This window comes from Hohaiivirga grylli (genome assembly GCF_039655745.1).
Lineage (GTDB): Bacteria > Pseudomonadota > Alphaproteobacteria > Rhizobiales > Beijerinckiaceae > Hohaiivirga > Hohaiivirga grylli.
Window position 1 is genome coordinate 564,899 of the sequence record NZ_JBBYXI010000001.1, and the last position, 20,075, is coordinate 584,973.

Consider the following 20,075-nt stretch of genomic DNA (forward strand, 5'->3'; position numbering starts at 1 on the left):
ATGCCCCATTTGCTTTTTTCCTTGATTTTCTTTGTATGCTATAATCTATTTAAAATATGCGGAAGTTTATACCAAAAGTTATCTAAAATATATTAGAATATACAGTTCTTAATATATATCTCTGTAAAATTTGTTTATTTTTAGGCATTTGGTAAAAAATTCAAATAATGGATTACGCTTCTTGATGGCAGTGCTCTTTTTGAAAAGAAGTGGGTATTCCTTTTTCATGACGTTTTGAACAGAGCTCCTGTGGTAAACAGGAGTATGAAAACGATTCGACTGACATCGCTGATCTTTGCCTTGAGCATTGGTACGCTTGCTATTGCAGGTCAGGGTGCTTATGCGCAGGACAAGGGAAGTGTTAATCCAAAGCCTTTGCCGCCTTTGACAAACCCTAATGATCCGAGCACGCCTGCAAAAGAGCTCTTCGGTCGCAAAACCAGGCCTGCATCAAGTCTGAGTCCGGAAGCTATCGGTTTTTATTCAGCAGGTTGTCTTTCTGGCGGCGTTGCCTTGCCGATCAATGGTAACAGCTGGCAGGTTATGCGGCTTTCCCGGAATCGTAATTGGGGTCATCCCCGTCTTGTTTCATTTCTGGAACGGTTTGCTGATCGTGTGCCGGGTATTAATGGATGGCCGGGGCTTCTTGTCGGCGATATGTCCCAGCCGCGTGGTGGCCCGATGATCACGGGACACGCGTCGCACCAGATTGGGATTGATGCTGATATCTGGCTGATACCAATGCCAAACCGTACATTGTCGCGCGCAGAGCGTGAAAATATGTCTGCCGTTAATATGGTTCGTAAAGATCGTCTTGATATTGATCCATCTGTCTGGACAGATGCGCATTATGCCCTGATCCGCGCTGCTGCTAAAGAGCGTGAAGTTGAGCGTATCTTTGTCAATCCTGCAATCAAACGGGCTCTCTGCCGTACAGCTGGTAATGATCGGAGCTGGTTGAATAAAGTACGCCCAATGTGGGGGCATAATTATCACTTCCATATTCGTTTGAGCTGCCCATCAGGTTCAGGCTACTGCCAGCCGCAGGATCCTGTGCCGGCCGCTGATCAATGTGGGGCAGAACTTGATAAGTGGTTCACTCCTGAAATGCTGAACCCCAAGCCGGGCAAACGACGCCCACCAATGACAATGGCTAAACTCCCACCAGCCTGCCGAACAGTGCTGGATGCAAACTAAAAGAAAATAGGCTCTCTCGATATGAAAACTGCACAAAAACGTTATGAGACTGTCCGGGCAACAACCGCTCATGCTTTCAAGGTCCGGGTGAAAGTTAAGAAGGCCGCCTGATGCGAATACTGGTACCCGGAGCTTATGGTCTGGCTTGCAGCATTAGCATAAGTTCTGGATGAACTCTGTTGTGAGGTATTGAAGGCGGGGCTGTTTTTTATACACCCTAGCGGTAGATGCCTGACATTAAATGGATATATAGGTGTCTAACCTATAGTGCTATCTTCCGTCTTTAATATCATAAGCTGTTTGCTATATGGTTTGGTTTCAGCCTTCCGGCTATTATGGTGCTGATTTTCCTGTTTATGTCGATGGTCTAGACAATAATAATGTAAATGGGGATAAATGGGTGACAGAGAAAGCAAAAAAATTGTAAATATCATAATACCTATTATTGTTTTTGGAATATTTATTTATATTCATTCATATTTTAAATATTCTGAATATACGGTGCTTTTTATTATCGGTTCTATATTATTAATTTTGATGCAATTCGCGCTTATAATAGTATTTATCCATATAAAGAATAATTTATAATAAAGGATAAGCTCTGTTATTATTTGTATCTGTTTGTAACATTATATTATATTGTAACTTTAGCAAACTCTCCTCCACTAAAGTGGTATCCAACGTCTAGCAGTCTATGGGCTTTCCTTCCCCTTGCTATTTATGCATTTGGCGTGGGTTTAAAGGTCAAGAAGTCTTCCTGATGGAAATAAAAATCAGGGTTTCAATGGAAAAAAAAGCCCATGAAAAACAATTCCATGGACTTTCTTAGTTATGCTTCTACTTCACTTGTCATTTTAATGTCATGCTGTAGTAGGTAGAGGGCAGCTCACGCCGGTGCCTTGCAGGCCGCAATAGCCATTCGGGTTTTTACCAAGATACTGCTGGTGGTAGTCTTCAGCAAAATAGAATGCGCTACTGTCTACTATTTCCGTTGTTATCGGGCCAAAGCCACGTTCTGCAAGCACTTTACCATAAACTTCCCGGCTCCGTAGAGCGGCTTCTTTTTGCGCCCCGTCAAAAGTGAAAATGGCAGAGCGGTACTGTGTGCCGATATCATTGCCCTGTCGGTTACCTTGTGTCGGGTCATGGTTCGTCCAGAATGTCTGGAGTAAATCTTCATAACTGATGAGTTTGGGGTCAAAGACAACAAGGACTGCTTCTGCATGACCTGTCTCTCCACTACAGACCTGCTGGTAGGTGGGATTGATTGTCCTGCCACCCGTGTAGCCAACGGCGGTAACCCAGATACCTTGGTGCAGTTGCCAGAAAAGACGTTCTGCACCCCAAAAACAGCCCATTGCAAATAAAGCTTTCTCTGAGCCCTCAGGGTAGGGACCGCCTAAAATATGTCCATTGATGAAGTGGGGGAGTTCACGTGGTTTCATAGCAATAAAGCCTCCTACTTCTGAGATATGCAGGAGAACATAAAAAACAAGCGTAGCTCGCTTATCTGTGACTGATTATATCGTACGTCCCAATATCGTTTTGGTTTTTTTGGGTTAGTTTCAGAAGAAAAGCCCCTAAGATAAAACAGAAAATGGAAGCCGGTATCTGAATAAGATAATTGACAACGTTATCCCATATCCAGACAACATTATAGGTTATCAGGTTTGCCTTTATACTGTTCAGAAAATCAGGAGAGAATGAGTCGCAGATTTCTTGCAAAGATACAAATACAAGGGTTTCATTCGCAATTATTCGGGTACCATCAATGATGATGCCAATAAAACCTAAAGCCAGAATAATAAGCCCCAGTGCTCTAACTAAGCTACGCAACACATTAAATTCCTAATATTTAACACCCAATAGATCCATGAACACACTGGTTCAATGAATCATATAACTCTGATTCTCAGCTTGGAAAGTCTGATAATACGCAGTTCTTGCCCAATAGGGGACACCTTTACGCAACTTATCTGTGTGTGACGGGTTGCGCTTTTGTCTATCATCGCGTAAGTGAAGCACGTCAGTTCGCTGATATTGCGGAGAGGTGGCCGAGTGGTTGAAGGCGCACGCCTGGAACGCGTGTATAGGGGCAACTCTATCGAGGGTTCGAATCCCTCTCTCTCCGCCACTTCAGCCTAAAAGCAAATCGCTTTCTATTCTCAAACTAAAAATTGAATAATATTCAAGCACAACATGCTTATTGTATGTTGTAATTTCTGTTATCTTTTCGTTTCTGACGGCTTCCGCTCAAGCGTCAGCAGAAATACCGCACAAATGACAAGGGTGCAGCCAATCCAGCCGTAGATATTGAAGTTTTCGCCGAAGAACGCCCAGACCAGCAGGGTGGCGAGAACCGGTTCGATGTTGCCGATAACGGCGGACTGGACCTGTGAGATGAGCTGAAGGCTCTTGGCGATGGCAAGATAGGCCAGATAGTTTGTCAGGAAGGCCAGGGCTACCAGATTGCCCCAGGTATCCCATGATTTTGCGGGGGCGAAATCAACGAACGGTAACAGGAAGAGCGCGCCGCCGAACAGCATATAGGTATAGATTGTTGCGGTGGAGTAACGACCGTACCACCAGACGTAGAAGGGGAAGTGAGAGGCATAGGCTAGGCCGGAGATCAGGCCGCAGATGATGCCGAGGGTCGAATAGCCTGTTGGCAAGCTGCCGCCTGAAAAGCTGACCAGTATCGCGCCGGTCAGGGCAACGCATATGGCAATAATCTTTTTTGCGGAAATAGCTTCTCGGAACAGAAAATAAGATGCAACCGCAACCCATGCCGGGGCCGTATAAAGCAGAACCATGGCCGTTGCGGCACCGCTCAGCTGAATTGATAGCTGCAGGGCACTGAACAGGATACTGACGCCCCAGCCCCCAAACAGGATGAAGATGAGTGCGTGCCGAACCGGAACGCGCAGACCGCCGGTAAGGGAGGTTTGCACGGCAAAACATAGGCACCCCAGCAGGGCGCGCCAGAAAGAAGTCTCGACGGGAGATATCCCGGCCGCCAGTGCATTCTTGGACAGAGGGGCGATCAGTGACCACAGAACAGCGGCAAGGGCCGCATAGAGATAACCTGAAATAGTCTTGCGGCGTGAGTGTATATCGGGATGGTTGGCGTGCATGATCAGGCTTAGAAGAATGTCGATTATGAGTGATGAGCAATGCGTTTATACGTATTTCAGGAAGCTGTCTTGTTCAGACCTCCTGAATTTTTGACCGTAACTCGCGTTGTCGCCGCCGGTAGGCTGCTGGTGTTTCATCCGTCATGTGGCGCATTGCTCTCGTCAGCGCACTCTGGTCGGAATATCCGGCCCGCTGAGACAGCTCTGCAACCGGCATGTTGGTATGGGTAAGCCAGTACTGGGCTTTCCTAAGGCGTGCCATCGTCAGCCATTCCTGTGGCGACATGTTCAATTCGGTTTTGAAGACGGCATGGAGCCTGCTGGGGCTCAGACAGGCGTATTCTGCCATATCCTGAACGGTCCAGGGCTGGTCAAGGGATGCTTCTATCCGGGTCGCCAGTCTGGCGAGCCGTGAGTAAGGAACACTTCCGGCCAGAGATGTCATGAGCAGCTGGGTCCATTGACTGGAAAGTGTATCAAAAGGAAGGGTTTCTTCCTGCTGCAAGGCTTCCGCAAAGCCGATCAGCTGCCTTGTTGCTGGTGAGATGCTGATAAAGATGTGCTGCGCCAGATGTTCAGCCAATGGTGCATCAATTGCCGACCAGTCGCAATCAAGTACGAGAAACCTGTTATTGTCGCGGGCCTGCTGCGAGTGACGGATGCCCGGTGCGATGAAAGCGCCCTGTCCTTTATCCAGTCGTCCGCCCTTGCCGTTTGCCTCAAGCTCAAGTCCGCCTTCAAGGGCGAGAACGATCTGGGCGAACGGGTGAGTTTCGGAAAGACGTATTCCCTTGTAGCTCTTGAAATTCAGTTGAATACCCATGGTCGTCCGTCATTTTAGAATCGCCAAGGATATTTGGCTTTGGAAGAATATATAGTTAGCAGGATGTAAGATGAAATCTACAGACTATGTCCGTCCGGCTCCACAGTAATTTGTTGGTTGGCTTTCTAATGGCCTCGATACGCAATTTAGAGAAAAATTTGCTGAAATATGAGTAAATAATACCGCTATTATTAATTGCGTTTCAACAATATGGGCTTTTTTGTCCAGAAAATCTGACAGAAGAAGATAATGTTATGTGCCTTTAGTCTAAATAGGCACAATGCCGCCATGGGGTTGGTCGAGACCCTCCCATCTAGAATGGAGGCATGACCTTGGCTTTGAATGAAGCAATTGTTGCACAAGTAAACAATAAGCCTGCTGATGTGGTTGAAGCAGCAGGTCAAACGACGAATACGCAGGCACGTGTCTCAAACTGGGACAGGAAAATCTTGGGTGTTCCTGCATGGATTGTGGCTATTGGCCTGTTCTTCCTTGGCTGGATATTCATGTATGCGGACAGAACGATCCTGAACCCGATTATGGGCGAGCTGGAACGTGAGTTCGGCCTGACGAAAACCCAGCTTGGTTTGCTGAACAGCGTTTTCTTTACAACCTATGCGCTTTCGCAAATTCCGGCAGGTATGCTGGGCGATGCTTACGGGCGTAAGCTTGTATTGGTGCCGGGCTTTATCTTTTTTGGGCTTGCGACAGCTGCAACGGGGCTTGCTGGCAGTTTCTTTATGCTGTTTCTGGCGCGTGCTGCGGTTGGTATTGGTGAGGGTAGTTATTACGGCCCGCAGTTTGCGATTTCAAATGAAGCCATTCCGGTTAAATACCGCAGTTTTGGTACTGCGCTGATCAACAGTGGTATGGCCTTTGGTATGGCCATCGGGTTAATGGGGGCCAGTTATCTGGTCTATACCCATAATTTCAGCTGGCACATACCGTTCTTTGTTTTTGCTGTACCGACTATTCTTGTGGCTATCGCCATCATGTTTATCGTGAAGGAAGATTATAAGCCAACACGCGGGAGTAAAAGCCGTAAGGATGTCTGGACTGACGCGATAAAGATTCTCAAGAACAGAAATCTGGTGCTCGCTTTCTTCATGGAATTTTGCAGTCTTTACGGGTTCTTTGTTCTGCTGACATGGTTACCTTATTACCTGCAGACAGAACGTGGCATTCCAGGCTCTGAAATCGGGTTCATCTCATCACTGATTGCATGGATGTCTATTCCGGGAGCGCTGTTGTTCAGTGTGCTATCAGATCGGTGGGGGCGACGCGCACCTTTCGCCTATTTCATGGTTCCGATAGCAGCCGTTGCGATGGTGGCTGTCGTCTATACAACAAGCATGACTGGGCTTGTCATTGCGCTCGTGATCTATGGGCTGTTTGGTAAACTGGCGATTGATCCGGTGTTGCTGTCATTCGTGGCTGATAATACGCCGAAGGAGAATTACTCAACGGTTTTCGGATGCTACAATTTTGTCGGAATGAGCTCATCAATTATCGCATCAACCCTGACAGGGCTGATTGCAGATCATACTGGCAGCCTTGTACCAAATTTCTACATTGCAGCCGGGCTTCTGATGCTTGGGCTTATCGCAATGCTCTTTGTGAAAGAAACCGCGCATCAGAAAGTCAGCTGATAGTATGGATATATTTTGATGTTCCGAGGCGGGCTGCTGTTAATGCAGCCCGTTTTCTTATCTGTATCAGCTCCGTAGTATTGGTTTCCTGTAAGAATTAGTACCCGGAACTTCAGGGCTATATAGCTTATTGCTGAACTTTAATTACATTCATATGGAATTAATCGGTATAGAGTCAGAAAAATACATCATCACTTCCTTCTATGAACAGCATGCGGGGAATCCGGGCCGGGCAATTTCCGTATGCCTGTTCAACCTCAACTTCAATAACGGCCTGTGCCATAGGCCATATTTCCAAAATTGCAGTATCAGCTTTACGTATCGTTGCCCGTCCATTAACCCGTGCTCTGCGCTGTCGCTGAAAGTCGATGAACAGCATACCAATATGCGGATTAGTCAAAATATTGCCCAGACTATTGTAAAGGCCGTTCCCACTGAAATCCGGAAAAATAATGGTTTTTTCATTTATAACCAGACAGGCTGGTTGTGACTCCCCATCAACCGAAAACTCTCTTCCTCTGAAGCTTGCATCGCAATGACCATCACTGCTTGATGTAGCTATGAAAAAGAACGCCTGTTCCTCAATAAATTTGGCCAGTCCACGTGGAATCGTCGATCGTAGCATGCCGGGCAAGGTATGTTCATCCCACTGATAGCGTGAAGGAAACTGTTTGCGCATTTGCTTTTCGCCTTCATTGCCTAATACAGGGTCAGGAATAATATCAGTTATACCTTTCTTGTCGGACATAGTGCTTTACCTTGACTTCTAACCTCTTCTATGAATTACTACCGACCGTTCGTTAATTGTCAAGTTGTGCATTAGTGAGGCTGATATGACAAAGATCAAAAAGAGTGAGATTGTTGATATTGCCCGCAAACTATTCCAGGAAAACGGATATCATGGGGCGTCAATGGGCGATGTTGCGATGGCTTCTGGCTTGCAGAAAGGCTCTCTTTACAGTCATTTTTCTGGCAAGGATGAACTCGCCAATGCAGCTCTGGAATTAACGCTATGCAGATTAACGGACCGTTATAAGCCGACAGGAAACTGGCAGAAGGATTTTCTTGAAAGTGTCAGGGTTCTGACAGAGTATCTCAAGATAGAAAAACGCTGCATTGGTTTGCATTTTTTATATGATCTGAATACCTGTGCGGATGCAGTTCATGTCAGGCAATTTTTCAAAGGCATAAAAAACCATTTAGTCAGAATTCTTCATAATGGTCTGGATGCAGACAATGCAGACCAACTTGCAGAAGATGCTCTTACAATCATAGAGGGCGCAACCATATGGCAGATTATTAATAATAATGATGCATCAATGGACCGTGCCGTTTCAATGGTACAAATGCTGCTCGCTGCCAAGATTGCAAATCATGGTAATGAAGAACCCCTCTCTTCTGAGGCGGTTGCAATACTTGAGCGCTACGGGAAGAGTAAGACTTTGGCCACGCATGTAGAGTGCAGACTTGCGGAAGAGCTGGCTCAAACTAATGCTGACATGATCTCTCTTCGCGGAGCTTTAGCGGGGCAGATAGAAGCTGAAAGCTGTTTTTTGTAAGCAGTATTGTGATAAATTTTACCACCTGATGAAAGTGATACTTCTGGCATTTAAGGTTTTAAACTTTTTATTCTTAAATGGGTTATTGGTAACTGTTACAGACGGGAAGACATTATTCAAAGTCTGAACAGCAATGTCTGTACCAATCTTACTACAGTTCGCCCCGGTTTGAATAGGGCCACGTTGTTTCGATATATATCTGCTACGGCTGTTATATTTTCCTTAGGGCTGAATGTCAGATACCAGATTGTAATCCGGAAGGCCTATGCTGTTTCGGACATATTTTATGTTTGCTCAGATGTACACTGATCAGATCGCGTGAACTATTTCTGGCATTTAGGTTTTCAATGTCAGACTGCCGAGGGAGATTAAGGAGCCCGTTCTTGACCAGTTTTCCTGTAAGTTTAATCAGTGCATCAGGTCTGAATAAAGTTTGGAGAGAACTTCGCCGGGTTCAAAGGCATCCCTGATCCATTCGGTGACACGACCTTTGAGTGAGGATTTCCAAGCCAGAAGCATTAGTGAAGGCTGGCGTGGGTTTTGCAGTGTTTTGGTAACAAGCTTACCGTCAGCAAGACTGTCGCGGACGAGATAGTCTGGCAAAAAGCCGATGCCACTGCCAGCCTGCTGTGCGTAAAGTTTGGTGTCCATATCGGGTACGAATATGGCTTCCTGACCATAGAGCAGCCAGCCAATCTTCTTGATCATCTGTGAGGCGGTATCATCGACGCAGATTGCTGGATATTGTCTCAGCTGGCTGTCGGGAATTGGTTCCTGTAACTTAGCGACAGGATGATGAGGTGCAACAGCAAACTGCCAGTGAATGCTGCTGAGTTCCTTGTAATTAATACCCCCTCCATCAATCAGGATACCGGGTGCGCCGATGGCGACATCAATACCCTGATTGCTGATGGCATCCCATACGCCACCATAAACTTCTGTTGTGATACGGAGTTGGCATGAGGGAAAACGGTTCTTGATATATTTTGTCAGCATTGTTGTGTGGTAAGGTGTGTGGAGCAGATTGTTGACGCATATTGTCAGTTTTGCTTCAACACCCTTGTCGATGCTGATCATCCCTTCTTCGATGCTCCTGAACTCTTCCAGGAGAGCCTGAACCTTTGCATGAAAATATTTGCCCGCTTCTGTCAGCTCAACTTTGCGGGTCGAGCGATGGAAGAGTTTGATGCCAAGCGATTCTTCCAGCCTCTTAATAATGTAACTGACGCCTGATGTGGTCAGCCCGAGTTCATCAGCCGCCTCGCTGAAGCTTGCCAGCCGGGCAACTGTGCTGAAGGTTTTCATATTTTCTTCGACGAAGACGGATGCTTTCACGGGTATGACCTTGTTTGAACATCTTAGATATATGTCGTTTACATACTAGAAGGTGTTGGTCCTTCGCATTTTTTATGAAACCATATACTTGAAATATAGCGCTGTATGTCTGAAGTGAGCAATGAGACAAATCGCTTTATGAAGAAAATATAACAAAATGATACATGAAATCCTTGGGATTTTTAAAATACCTTCAACAATATAAGGCAGATAGATAGGTTTTTCTTAGCAATTTGGATATTGGCTGAAGCCTGTCGATAAATGGGGTAACCATAAATAATAACAGTATGCTCTGACCAACTCAGGTGGCTGGGTCACCGTTGAGCGATTGGTCAGACAGTTTTAAAGCTGGAGTTTCAAGTGAAAACAGAGACGACAAAACGTCCGGTAGTTGTGGTGGCCGTAGGCGGTAATGCACTGGTTCCGGATAATGATAGCCTGCGTCCTGAGATGCAGCGGCAGAATGCAGAACTGGCAGCCAAACATGTCGTAGACATGATTGAAGAAGGCTGGGGTGTTGTACTGACCCATGGCAATGGCCCACAGGTTGGTCTGATCCTGCGTCGTTCAGAAGTTTTGCGCGACAGTCTTCCAGTCACTCCTGTTGATCTTGCTGTTGGTGATACGCAGGGTGAAATTGGCTATATGCTCCAGAATGCTCTGGGTAACGAAATCAAACGTCGTAAGCTTGATATTCCGGTTGTCAGTGTTGTGACACAGGTCGTTATCGACGAAAAAGATCCGGCTTTCGCAAACCCTGATAAACCCATTGGCGCTTTCATGGAAGAGAGTGAAGCCAAAGGTCTTGCCGAGAAGGAAGGCTGGGTTGTGCAGGAAGATTCTGGCCGTGGCTGGCGCCGCGTGATTGCATCTCCAAAGCCTGTTCGTATTGTTGAGCTTGATGCGATTAAGCATCTTGTTCAGCAGGGAGTTCTTGTCGTTTGCTGTGGCGGCGGTGGGGTTCCGGTTGTTGAAGGTACACAGGGCGCATTATCTGGTGTTGAAGCCGTGATTGATAAAGATCGCGTTTCCGCCGTTCTTGCTGAAACATTGAATGCCGAGCTTCTTCTGATTCCGACAGGCGTCGAGAAAATCGCACTGAACTTTGGTAAGCCTGACCAGAAATGGCTTGAAGAAATTACATTGTCTGAAGCCAATGAATATCTTGAAGAAGGCCATTTTGGTGCCGGCAGTATGGGCCCAAAAGTTGAGGCGATTATTGAATATATGAAGGGCCGTCCGGGCGGTCAGGGCCTCGTGACCAGCCTTGATAAGGTGAAGTCAGCGCTGAAGCGGGAAACAGGTACATGGATTGTACCAAACCCTGCATAATTATATAATTAAAACATATAATTTTTATATGGGGCTGCCGCATTCTTGAGTGAGTGCGGTGGCTTTATTTTTCAAGATAATTTTGAGTGATTTACCGATCGTAGCGTTATTATGAAGTGAAACTGTAAAATCGATAATTTAATGGTCGGGAAAGCTTAAAGCACATAATATGACTTTCGACTAATAATAGCTCCAGCTCGCAGGCGGTTCTGCTAGCAGCTGAGTGGGGCAGGCAGTCGACAGGCTCTCTTCCCTTCGCAGCGCTTCAAGCTGATGAGTGGGCTGTTCGTGGTCGTTAAGGCAACGAAAGTGCAGCGGGAGAAGAATAATGCTGTTTTCCGTCATCAAGACTGGTGTCTTTCAGGACTCTGTCAGTCTTATGCTGCTGACAAAGAAAGTTTCTACACTTCCTGGGGTTGACCGTCTGTCCGTTATGATGGGTACGCCTGCCAATAAGGAAATTTTCCAGAATACAGGTTTATCTACACCAGAGGTTGAGGCTGCAAAGCCGAGTGATCTTTGCGTGGTTGTCGATGCTGCAAGCGCAGATGTCGTCGATGAAGTTATGAAGGGCATTGAAGCCTTTCTGTCTGACCAGTCAGTGCGCCGCAAAGGGGCTGACTATTCCCAGACAAAGACACTGGATGGGGCGCTTTCCCAGATTCCAGATGCTGATATTGCCCTCATCTCTGTTGCTGGTCGTTATGCAGCAAGGCTTGCAGGTCAGGCTCTTGATCGCGGCCTCAATGTCATGATGTTCAGTGATAACGTCAGTACAGAAGATGAGGCTGCTCTCAAGAAACGCGCTCATGAAAAAGGTTTGCTCGTTATGGGACCGGACTGCGGTACCAGTATGATTGGTGGGCAGCCTCTTGCTTTTGCTAACGTCAATAAAGACGGCACAATTGGTCTGATTGGTGCCTCCGGTACCGGTCTTCAGGCAGTTATGGCTGGCATCGATTTTTATGATGAAGGTCTCTCCCACGCCATCGGTCTCGGTGGTCGTGACCTCTCATCAGAAATCGGTGGCACCAGCGCATTGGATGCTATTGATTTCCTTGCGCGCGATCCGAAGACAGAAGTCATCGGTTTCATTTCCAAGCCGCCAGCAAAAGCTATCCGTGACAAGATCGTTTCTGCACTTGAAGCACAGCCAAAGCCTGCTGTTGCCATCTTCCTGGGTGAAGAAGGTAAGGCAGATGAAGGTAAGGGGTTAACCTTTGCCGGTACGCTTGATGAAGCGGCTTTTCTGGCTGTTCAGGCACTGAAAAGTGTTCAGGCTTCCAAGTGCCGCGCTGCTCTGACGCCGCAGCAAAGACAGATTCGTGGTCTTTATTGTGGTGGTACGCTCGCCTCTGAAGCTGCGCTGCTTATGGGGCGTGGTCTGAATGTGCCTTTCACAGGTGCACATGACGAAGGTATCATGTTCAGTGCTGATGGCAGTACGGTTATCGATCTTGGTGATGACGTCTACACGGTTGGTCGTGCGCACCCGATGATTGACCCGACATTGCGCGGGGAAATGATTGTTGAAGCTGGTAAAGATTCAGCTGTTGCGGTTGTCCTGATGGACGTCGTGATTGGTTACGGTGCGCATGAAGACCCTGCAGGTCAGGCAGCTGAAATGGTTGAAGCTGCCCGCAAGGCCCGCACATGCGGTGGCGACGTTACATATGTTGCCTATGTCTGTGGTGCCAAGAATGATCCGCAGAATCTGGAAGCACAGAAGGCCAAGCTGATTGAGGCTGGCGTCATTGTTGCTGATAGCAATCGTGAAGCTGTTGAGTTTTCTCTGAGCATCATCAGTGAAGGTAAGGATCTGTCTTCACCGGCCAACGGCAAAGAGGCGCCAAAGCTTCTTAATCATCGCCCCAAGGTCGTTAATCTCGGTCTTCGGTCATTTGCCGACGATATTCATAAGTCAGGTGGTGAAGTTGTTCACGTGAACTGGGCCCCACCAGCTGGTGGAGATGAAACACTCATAGCCGCCTTGGATCGGCTTGCCTGAACAATCTCGACGAAGTGGAATAAAAAGATGTCTAATTTTCTGAAAGAAGCCAACGAAAAGGTTGTCGAAAAAATCAAGGCAGCCCGTCCGTATCTCATTGATGTTAAGCCTGCTGCAGAAGTTATCTCGGCTTTTGCCGGTCGTAAGCTGCTGCTGCATGCTGGCCCGCCAATCAAGTACGAAGAGATGACTGGCCCGATGCGTGGTGCTTGTCTTGGTGCTCTGTTGTTTGAAGGCTGGGCAAAGGATGAAGCTGAAGCCGACAAGATGCTGAAGGCTGGCGAAATCGAGTTTGCCATGTGTCACAGCGTTGATGCCGTTGGCCCAATGGGTGGCATCACATCTCCAAATATGCCGGTTCTGGTCGTTAAGAACGATACAGATGGTAACTTTGCCTACTGCAACATGAACGAAGGCATTGGTAAGGTTATGCGCTTCGGTGCTTACGGCGACGAAGTTCAGACACGTCTGCGCTGGATGCGTGATACACTTGCCCCAGCTCTGTCTGCTGCTCTGGCAACCATGCCTCAGGGCATTGATCTTACAGCCATGATGGCTCAGGCCATCACAATGGGTGACGAGTTCCACCAGCGTAACATTGCAGCCTCTGCCCTGTTCCTGCGTTCCGTTGCTCCGGCTCTGTCCCGTATCGAGATCAGCAATGAGAAGCGCGCAGAAGTTACGGACTTCCTTGGCCGTACTGATCAGTTCTTCCTCAATATCGCCATGGCTTACTGCAAGGCCGTCATGGATGCTGCTCACTCTGTTGGCGAAGGTACAATCGTTACAGCAATGACCCGTAACGGTAAGATGTTCGGTGTTCGTGTTTCCGGTCTTGGTGACCAGTGGTTTACAGCTCCGGTTAATACACCTGTTGGTCTGTTCTTTACTGGTTACTCGCAGGAAGATGCCAATCCGGATATCGGTGACAGTGCCATTACTGAAACATTTGGTGTTGGCGCTATGGCGATGATCGCAGCTCCGGGTGTGACACGCTTCGTGGGTGCTGGTGGTTTTGATGATGCGCTCGAGATCAGCAATGAAATGGCTGAAATTTGTCTGGCTCAGAACCCAGCTCTGCCAATTCCGACCTGGAATTTCCGCGGCGCTTGCCTAGGTATCGATGTACGCATGGTTGTTGAGTCCGGCATTACTCCGGTCATCAACACTGGTATTGCGCATAAGGATCCAGGCGTTGGTCAGGTTGGTGCAGGTACTGTTCGTGCACCAATGGCTTGTTTTGAGCAGGCTCTGCTCGCACTTGATAAAAAATACGGAAAGTAAGAATTCCGTTTGATAAAAATCCAGCGGCTCCTTCTCCTCGAAGCCGCTGGAGTCGGGGGTTGAGGAGACATTAGGGCTCTGGGGTACATGGCCACAGTCCCGATTAAGTTGGGAAATACAATATGACAATGACCAAGAAGAATATGGGCATGTTAGGTGCGGTAGCACTTTGCATGCTGTTGGCCTTTTTTGCAGCGGGACAACCGAAAGACATGATGTTCTATCAAGTCGCTTCGATTGTGCCGCTTCTTCTTATTCTGACACTGCTGTTCTTGCAGGTTGATATGCTTGTTGCCGCTCTCGCTGGCGGTACCATGGCAATGATCCTTGGGGGTATCGGAATTACCACTGCCAACCAGACCATGCTCAAGGAAATTCCGGGCATGCTCAGCGTGACAGTGCCGATTATCAACTCAGCAATTGCAACTGCCGTGTTCAAGGCCGGTGGTTATACTGCTGCTCTGACTCTCGTACGCCGTGCTATTGGTGACAGAACAGAGTTCCTCGGTGCCTTCGTGGTTATCCTGCTTGCTGCTGCAACCTATATGTCGGGTATCGGTGGCGCCAGTGCCATGGTTATTGCGCCGCTTGCATTTGCTGCCGTTGGTGTTGTTCCCGGTGTTATCGCTGGTATGTCCATTGCCGCTGCCGTGTCGTTTACGACATCGCCTGCATCTTTGGAAACAACCGTTGTTGCCAAACAGACAGGTATTGATGCAGCGCATTATGTTGCAACAATGCAGCCTTATACGCTGACATTCGTGATCATCGCGATTGCCATTGCCTTCATTGATACGAAGCGCAAGAAGGGCATGTTCAAGGGTGAAGAAAACGAAGAGATGAAGAAGCTCACCAATGGTGAACTCTGGAAGCTTACTCTTCCTGCTATCTTCCTGCTCTTTGCTGTTATCGCCGGCCCTGCTGTCAACAAGGCAGTTGGTAGCCCGGTTCTTGGCCCTATGATGTATTCGATCATCACAATCTTCCTGGTTTATGCCTGCAGCCGTTTCACACTGAACCAGTCTGCTAATGCCATGGTTGATGGTGGTACATACATTCTGACCCGTCTGTTTGCGGTTGGTATCTTTGTTGCCTTCGTTCGTATCATTGAAATGACGGGTGCCTTTGATGTAATCGCTCACGTCGTTCAGGCTGCTCCAAGCGCATTCTATGTGCCGGTTGCTGTCCTTGCAGGTTACCTCATCGGTGTTCCTGCCGGTGCCTATGTCGGTTCTATTCTGGCTCTGATCCTCCCGGTTACCGTGACACTTGGCTTCTCACCTGTTCAGACTGGTCTTGTTGTGATGGGTGTTGGTCTTGGTTCACAGATGAGCCCGGTCAATATCACGATGCAGGCTCTGTCTGCGGGCTTCCAGATTCCTGTTCTTCAGGTTGCACGCGGTAACGCACCGTATGTTCTGGGATGTCTGGCCCTGCTGATGATCGCAGCATTCTTCGTCTGATAGATCTTTTTAAGAATCCCGCTGGCGGGGGTCGCCAGCGGCAACGGTTAAGTTGCAAATAAGGAGAGTAATATGGATATCATCATTCGCAATGCGTGTTTGAAAGACGGCACGCCTCTCGTTGATGTCGCCATCAAAGAAGGAAAAATTGCCGACATTGCTCCCAAGGTAGAAGCAACTGCAGCTAGAGAAATTGATGCTGGTGGTCGTGTTCTGATACCAGGGCTCATTGAGAGTCATCTTCACCTTGAAAAAGCTTACATCATGGATCGTAAGCCGAACCGCTCAGGTACGGTTTGGGAAGCCATTGAGATCACAAAAGAGCTGAAACCAACCTTCACCCGTGAAGATATCATGGAACGCTCTCACCGTGTGATCCGTCAGGTTGTCCGCTATGGTACAACCCATATCCGTGCGCATGCAGAGTTCGACCCGACACAGGGCTTCACCGGCTTTGATGCTGTTTGTGATCTGCGTGATCAGTACAAAGGCATCATCGACATTCAGGTTGTCGCTTTCCCTCAGGAAGGTATCTTCAAGGCTCCAGGCACTGAAGAGATGATGTATGAATCCATGAAGCGTGGTGCTGACATTGTCGGTGGTATTCCTTACAACGATCGTGATTATAAGGAGCACATCGACTTCCTGTTCAAGCTCGCTAAAGAGTTCGATAAGGACATCGACCTTCACCAGGACTTCAAGGACGATTACGATCAGGATACCTGCATCGACTATCTTGCTCGCAAGACAATTGAAGAAGGTTATGAAGGCCGCGTCTCAACAGGTCACGTCACTGCTCTTGGTGCCGTTCCGCCTGAGAAGCTCAAGGATATGGTCAAGTTGATCGCAGATGCTGGTATCAGCATCATGTGTCTGCCAATGACCGATCTGCATCTTGGTGCCCGTAAAGATACCTACAATGTTCGCCGTACACTGACACCTGTCCGTGCGCTGCGTGATGGTGGGGTGAATATGTGTCTGGCAACAAACAACATCCGTAACGCCTTCACACCTTATGGTACAGGCGATCTGATGCAGACAGCCATGACAGCTATACCTGCTGCCCACCTTGGTGGTGCTGATGATCAGGCGACAGTTCTGGATATGATTACAACCAATCCAGCTAAGGCTATCGCTCTTAAAGGTTATGGCGTTGCCAAGGGCTGTGTTGCCGATCTGGTTCTGCTGGATACAAAGAGCACAACAACCGCGGTCATCGATCTGCCTGAGCGTCTGTTCGTCATCAAGAACGGCCGCATCGTTTCGCAGTCGATCCGGGAAAACATGCTCAACTTCTGATTTGTGTGAGAATAATCCCGGGTTTCCCGGGATTATTTATTTCTGGGCCAGCCTTCAAAGAGCTCAGTTAAATACTACGAAGACGGGAGTAACGTTTCAGGTGCCTTTGTCGGAATGTGGGGTCCATATTCTAGACGTCATGTATCAAAAAGGAATAGCCTAATGACAATGTCTCGCAGAGCTTTTATGGAGCGTGCAGTTGTTGCAGGAACAATGATTGCAGCAACAGGCGGTACTGCTTATGCCAAAAGTGATCCTTCTTCAACCAAGGGACCGAACATGACAGCACCAGTGCAAGGAAAGTCGATACTCCTTCAGGATATTACTGTTGGTGCAACAGGTAAGAATGCGGATGTTTTGATTGCCGACGGAAAGATTGCCAAGATTGGTACTAATCTTCAGCAGGCTGATGCAGAAAAAATTGCTTGCATGGGATGCCTTCTGCTTCCTTCTTTCATTGATGCTCACGTTCATCTGGACAAGACAAGAATTGGTGCGCCTCAACGACTGCACCATCAGGCAACAGCAACCGTTGCTCAGCGTGCTGCCAATGAACGCCAACTGCGTGTTGATCTGAAACACGACCCATACAAGTTTGGCTCAAACCTCGTTCACCAGATGGCCGCGATGGGTACGACCCATATTCGCAGTCATATTGATATTGATCCTCTGACAAAGCTCTCTGGCGTAGAGGCGCTGATGCGTATCCGTGAAGACTTTAAGGGGTATATGGATATCGAATTTGTTGCTTTCCCTCAGTCGGGTATCGTGAAAGCTGAAGGGGTTGCCGATCTGATGGCACAGGCCCTTGATATGGGTGTTGAATATATTGGTGGTCTCGATCCGGAAGTGTTCGATAATGACCGTAAGGGCCATCTTGATGTCCTGTTTGCCCTTGCTGAGAAGACAGGCAAGCCGATTGACATCCATCTGCATGAGCCCGGTCAGGTTGGTCTGGCAACCATCAAGGATATTATCGCTCGCGGTAAGGCCCTTGGGATGAAGGACAAGATTACAATCTCGCACGGGTTTGCTCTTGGCCAGATATCTCAGGATGAACTGAAGGCTCTTCTGCCAGAGATGGTGGATATGGGTGTTCGCGTGATAGGTAGCGCACCGGGACATGTGACTTTCCCGCCAGTGGATGCGTTGTTGGATGCTGGTATTCTCTATGCTGGTGCCAATGACAATATTCAGGATATGTGGTCACCATGGGGTAATGGCGATATGCTCCAGCGTGCTATGTTCCTGGCATATAAAAACAACTATCGTGCTGATGAGCCGTTGATGCGTCCATTTGAGATGGTCACAAATATTCCGGCTCAGCATATAGGACTTAAAAACCACGGGCTGGAATATCTGAAAGAAGGGGCTATTGCCAATCTGGTTGTTGTTGAGGCAACGGATGTACCGGCAGCTGTTCTTTATGTTCCGGAAAGAAAACTGGTTCTTAAAAATGGTGTTGTCACAGGTCGTGATGGTAAAAGCACCATTCCGAAGAAAGCATAAAAAGTTTATTATGCAGGAAAACAGATGTGCGCATGGCAGTGCGCACATTCGCAAGGGGAAGTTATAAGGTATGCGTTTGCAGCAGAAAAATATCGTGTTTCACTTAAAGGCTCTCGGCGTCAGCGATGAAGCTTGGCGCAGGCTTGCTGTTGATGGCGCTGCTGAGATTCTGTCTGTATTTCGCCGTGGTATTACGATTGCTCCCCTGAATGATCATAACGGTCGCCCAATCTTTGTTTCCTGTCCGGGCGAGGGGTTGCTGCCGGAACACGTTGTCGTCACCAAAAAAGACTGTGAAGCCATTCTGGCCCATGGTCGTCCGGGTGACACGGTTTTCTTCACGAAGCGCCATCGCTTCCGCATGGAAATGCCTTCTCTGTCTGCGAGTGCTCAGACAATTGATGAAAGCCTGAAGCTCTTGGAACAGTTTGTTCCGTCAAATGGAATGACAGGTCTTAATATTCCTTGCGGTGAAGTACTGGATGATGCCTGGGAATGGAGTGAGGTTTTCCGCTGTGATTGGGATAAACTACCAAGCTGGGAAACCGAAGAGCGTCGCAGTGTTCTGCTACAGCGTCTGATCGGTCGTGGCCACGGGTCAACGCCGGCTGGAGATGATATGCTGGTGGGTGCTATGGCTTATATTGCTGTCAATGAGAAAGCACTGGCACATAAAACATTCTTCAATACCATTCGGGCGTTGGAAAGTAAGTTTCCGGTTCTGACAACAAGTACCAGTGAGGTTTATCTGCACTGGGCCCTGCACCGGGTTTTCTCAAGCGATATTATCCGCCTTATGGAAGGGATCATGTCAGGGGATCGTCGCAAGATTGAGCGTAATATTGATGCGCTTCTCAGGCACGGCGCAACGTCAGGACTTGATACGCTTGTTGGTATTATCCTGATAATACGCAATAGCCAAAAATACTGTCTTAACGTTCTGTTTGGGCAGCGTTCTCTTCTATCACTCTGATCAGGGCCAGCCTCAAAATTTCGTTCTCTTCATGGCTGAGATGCTTGAGAAGTTTCTCGCGTATGCACTGATCATGAATAGGGATAGCCTGTACGAGTAGATTGCAGCCCTCCTCAGTCAGCTGAATTGTGAGGCTGCGTTTATCTTCCGTGCAACCTATCTTGGCGATAAGATTACGTTTGTCCAATCGATCAACAAGTCGACTGATTGCCGGCTGGCTCAAGTGAATACGCTGGGCAAGGGATGATAGAGGTGCCGATTTCTGAGGCTGGTTATCAAGACAGACGAGCGTATCAAACTCATTGAGGCTGAGTCTGAAATTATATGACAGTGCGCGCTCAATCTCTGTTGCAATAATGGTATGAGCTTCAGCGAGAGCGCGGAATGCACGTGTACAACCCTCGTAATGTTGTTTGGTTGTTTCCATGTGCTGTTGCTCACCTTTCATGCATTTCAGCTAATTGACAAATATTATATGCATGCGCATAGATATATGGCAATTAAAAATGT

16 protein-coding genes and 1 tRNA gene are annotated in these 20,075 nt (G+C 47.8%); 11 read left to right on the forward strand and 6 right to left on the reverse strand.

What is annotated here, in order from left to right; all coding sequences use genetic code 11:
* Positions 1-264: 264 nt before the first annotated feature.
* Positions 265-1,197: a penicillin-insensitive murein endopeptidase gene (gene mepA / locus WJT86_RS02415; protein WP_346335890.1), complete on the forward strand. Its 933-nt coding sequence runs from the start codon at positions 265-267 to the stop codon at positions 1,195-1,197.
* Between the two features lie 860 nt (positions 1,198-2,057).
* Here the strand turns inward: mepA and msrA are convergent.
* Entirely contained in the window at positions 2,058-2,642 is a 585-nt protein-coding gene (msrA, locus tag WJT86_RS02420) for a peptide-methionine (S)-S-oxide reductase MsrA (protein WP_346335891.1), read from the reverse strand.
* 599 nt (positions 2,643-3,241) lie between these two features.
* On the opposite strand from msrA, the gene WJT86_RS02425 reads away from it, so the two are divergent.
* A tRNA-Ser gene (locus WJT86_RS02425) sits at positions 3,242-3,331 on the forward strand.
* A gap of 91 nt (positions 3,332-3,422) precedes the next feature.
* On the opposite strand, the gene WJT86_RS02430 is transcribed toward WJT86_RS02425, so the two are convergent.
* Both WJT86_RS02430 and WJT86_RS02435 read right to left on the reverse strand, forming a co-directional pair.
* Positions 3,423-4,331 carry a DMT family transporter gene (locus WJT86_RS02430; protein WP_346335892.1) on the reverse strand — a complete coding sequence of 303 codons (909 nt, stop codon included), beginning with the start codon at positions 4,329-4,331 and terminating at the stop codon, positions 3,423-3,425.
* A gap of 73 nt (positions 4,332-4,404) precedes the next feature.
* Positions 4,405-5,154 carry an AraC family transcriptional regulator gene (locus WJT86_RS02435; RefSeq protein ID WP_346335893.1) on the reverse strand — a complete coding sequence of 250 codons (750 nt, stop codon included), beginning with the start codon at positions 5,152-5,154 and terminating at the stop codon, positions 4,405-4,407.
* Positions 5,155-5,486: 332 nt separating this feature from the next.
* Between WJT86_RS02435 and WJT86_RS02440 the strand changes: the two genes are divergently transcribed.
* Positions 5,487-6,803, forward strand: a complete 1,317-nt coding sequence (locus tag WJT86_RS02440; RefSeq protein ID WP_346335894.1) for an MFS transporter — start codon at positions 5,487-5,489, stop codon at positions 6,801-6,803.
* Positions 6,804-6,978: 175 nt separating this feature from the next.
* Here WJT86_RS02440 and WJT86_RS02445 read toward each other — a convergent pair whose 3' ends face one another.
* Entirely contained in the window at positions 6,979-7,551 is a 573-nt protein-coding gene (locus WJT86_RS02445) for a pyridoxamine 5'-phosphate oxidase family protein (RefSeq protein WP_346335895.1), read from the reverse strand.
* A gap of 85 nt (positions 7,552-7,636) precedes the next feature.
* Here WJT86_RS02445 and WJT86_RS02450 point away from each other — a divergent pair, with 85 nt between their 5' ends.
* Positions 7,637-8,362, forward strand: coding sequence for a TetR/AcrR family transcriptional regulator (locus tag WJT86_RS02450; RefSeq protein ID WP_346335896.1), 726 nt, complete (start codon positions 7,637-7,639; stop codon positions 8,360-8,362).
* Positions 8,363-8,770: 408 nt separating this feature from the next.
* On the opposite strand, the gene WJT86_RS02455 is transcribed toward WJT86_RS02450, so the two are convergent.
* Positions 8,771-9,697 (reverse strand): LysR substrate-binding domain-containing protein, encoded by a 927-nt coding sequence (locus tag WJT86_RS02455; protein WP_346335897.1) that lies wholly within the window; start codon positions 9,695-9,697, stop codon positions 8,771-8,773.
* A 360-nt stretch (positions 9,698-10,057) separates the two neighbouring features.
* Between WJT86_RS02455 and arcC the strand changes: the two genes are divergently transcribed.
* From arcC to WJT86_RS02490, 7 genes are all read left to right on the forward strand, one after another.
* Entirely contained in the window at positions 10,058-11,029 is a 972-nt protein-coding gene (gene arcC, locus WJT86_RS02460; protein ID WP_346335898.1) for a carbamate kinase, read from the forward strand.
* A gap of 328 nt (positions 11,030-11,357) precedes the next feature.
* A complete protein-coding gene (gene fdrA, locus WJT86_RS02465) occupies positions 11,358-13,037 on the forward strand; it encodes an acyl-CoA synthetase FdrA (RefSeq protein ID WP_346335899.1) in 1,680 nt (559 codons plus the stop codon).
* 27 nt (positions 13,038-13,064) lie between these two features.
* Complete coding sequence (locus tag WJT86_RS02470) at positions 13,065-14,321, forward strand: YlbE family protein (RefSeq protein ID WP_346335900.1); 1,257 nt, start codon at positions 13,065-13,067, stop codon at positions 14,319-14,321.
* A 122-nt stretch (positions 14,322-14,443) separates the two neighbouring features.
* Positions 14,444-15,784: a hypothetical protein gene (locus WJT86_RS02475; RefSeq protein ID WP_346335901.1), complete on the forward strand. Its 1,341-nt coding sequence runs from the start codon at positions 14,444-14,446 to the stop codon at positions 15,782-15,784.
* Between the two features lie 72 nt (positions 15,785-15,856).
* The gene (locus WJT86_RS02480) at positions 15,857-17,083 is read left to right on the forward strand and encodes an amidohydrolase family protein (protein WP_346335902.1); all 1,227 of its coding nucleotides are present in this window, start codon (positions 15,857-15,859) and stop codon (positions 17,081-17,083) included.
* A 162-nt stretch (positions 17,084-17,245) separates the two neighbouring features.
* Positions 17,246-18,592: an amidohydrolase gene (locus WJT86_RS02485; RefSeq protein WP_346335903.1), complete on the forward strand. Its 1,347-nt coding sequence runs from the start codon at positions 17,246-17,248 to the stop codon at positions 18,590-18,592.
* A gap of 70 nt (positions 18,593-18,662) precedes the next feature.
* Positions 18,663-19,565: a DUF2877 domain-containing protein gene (locus WJT86_RS02490; RefSeq protein WP_346335904.1), complete on the forward strand. Its 903-nt coding sequence runs from the start codon at positions 18,663-18,665 to the stop codon at positions 19,563-19,565.
* Here the strand turns inward: WJT86_RS02490 and WJT86_RS02495 are convergent.
* Positions 19,525-19,992, reverse strand: a complete 468-nt coding sequence (locus WJT86_RS02495) for a MarR family winged helix-turn-helix transcriptional regulator (protein WP_346335905.1) — start codon at positions 19,990-19,992, stop codon at positions 19,525-19,527. The two genes, WJT86_RS02490 and WJT86_RS02495, sit on opposite strands and share 41 nt — an antisense overlap.
* Positions 19,993-20,075 lie beyond the last annotated feature (83 nt).